The following is a 1380-nucleotide window of genomic DNA, read 5'->3' on the forward strand; positions in this document are numbered from 1 at the left end:
CGAAAGAAGGCTTCGAAAACTTGTATGAAAAGATTCTTCAAACGATGAAGGAAGCTAAGAAAACTGAAGTAATAATAGGTATTGAGCCTACAGGCCACTACTGGATGAACTTAGCCTATTTCTTAGATCAATACGGAATCCCACTTGTCATGGTGAATCCAATGCACGTAAGACGTTCGAAAGAACTAGATGATAACTTACCGACAAAGCACGATAAAAAAGATGCACTAGTCATCGCTCGCTTATTAAAGGATGGACGTTTCAGCTATCCACGTATACTGAAAGACATTGAAGCTGAGCTTCGTATTGGTTCTACTCTTCGTTCAAAATTGACGGAGGATTTGGCTAGTATCAAAAACCGAATCATTCGTTGGCTTGATCGCTACTTTCCAGAGTTTACTCAAGTTTTTCCTAATTTCGGGAAGATGGCACTTGCAACACTAGAAATGACGCCATTACCAAAAGATATTAAAGAGAAAACAGCTGAAGAGTTGGTCTTTCTTTACCGACAGGTAAAGGGAATGAGAGCCCCACAGTTACCGAAAGCCAAGCTTCTTATTGAAGCCGCGAAAAACTCTATCGGACTGACAGAAGGAACACAGATGGCCCAACATGAAATCGCCACGCTCTTACGTCAGTATCGGTTATTAGAAACTGAAATTGAAACTATAAATAATCAATTAGCAGAAATGGCACAAACAACAATGGAATATGAAATACTGGCTTCAGTTCCTGGTTTAGGAGATGCGACAATAGTTGATTTACTATCAGAAGTAGGAAGCTTCTCACTTTATGAAAATCCACGCCAACTTATAAAACTAGCGGGATTAACATTACGTGAAAGCTCGTCTGGTCAACATAAGGGACAAAAACATATCTCTAAACGAGGGCGAAAGAAGCTTAGAAACACTTTATTTAAAGTAATAGTACCGCTAATTCGTCATAATGAAGCGTTCAAACAGCTTCATAAATACTACACAACGCGACAACAAAATCCCTTAAGGGGAAAGCAGTCAATGGTGATACTCTGTGGTAAATTACTGAAGGTATTACATGGCATATGCAAAAAGAAAGTCTTTTTTAACGAGCAACATATGATGAATGACCTCTACTGTCTCGCAGAGGCAGCGTAATCAATTCTTTCATCGAACTATAAAAAGAAGGATGACACGGAGAAGCCAGCAAAATAACTAAACTCAGACTATGAGTCTCCGGTGCAGCATAGCAGGCCTCTGCCTTATGAATAGACCGAACGAAGGAATGTAAGCGCAAATGACGCTAAGAGACATGGGAGGGTACGTCGTCATAAGTATCGCAGAGATCCATTGTGCATCACATAGTGGATAAAAAAGCTAATGATTTCCATTAGTTTTAGCGAAG

The 1380-nt window shown here is 39.8% G+C and carries 1 protein-coding gene; it reads left to right on the forward strand.

Going from position 1 to position 1380, the window contains the following annotated elements:
• The coding region (locus ACOMCU_RS27970) for an IS110 family transposase (RefSeq protein WP_421052291.1) at window positions 1-1133 on the forward strand (1133 nt) is incomplete at its 5' end.
• Window positions 1134-1380 lie beyond the last annotated feature (247 nt).

Source organism: Lysinibacillus sp. UGB7 (genome assembly GCF_049058285.1).
Classification (GTDB): domain Bacteria; phylum Bacillota; class Bacilli; order Bacillales_A; family Planococcaceae; genus Lysinibacillus; species Lysinibacillus sphaericus_B.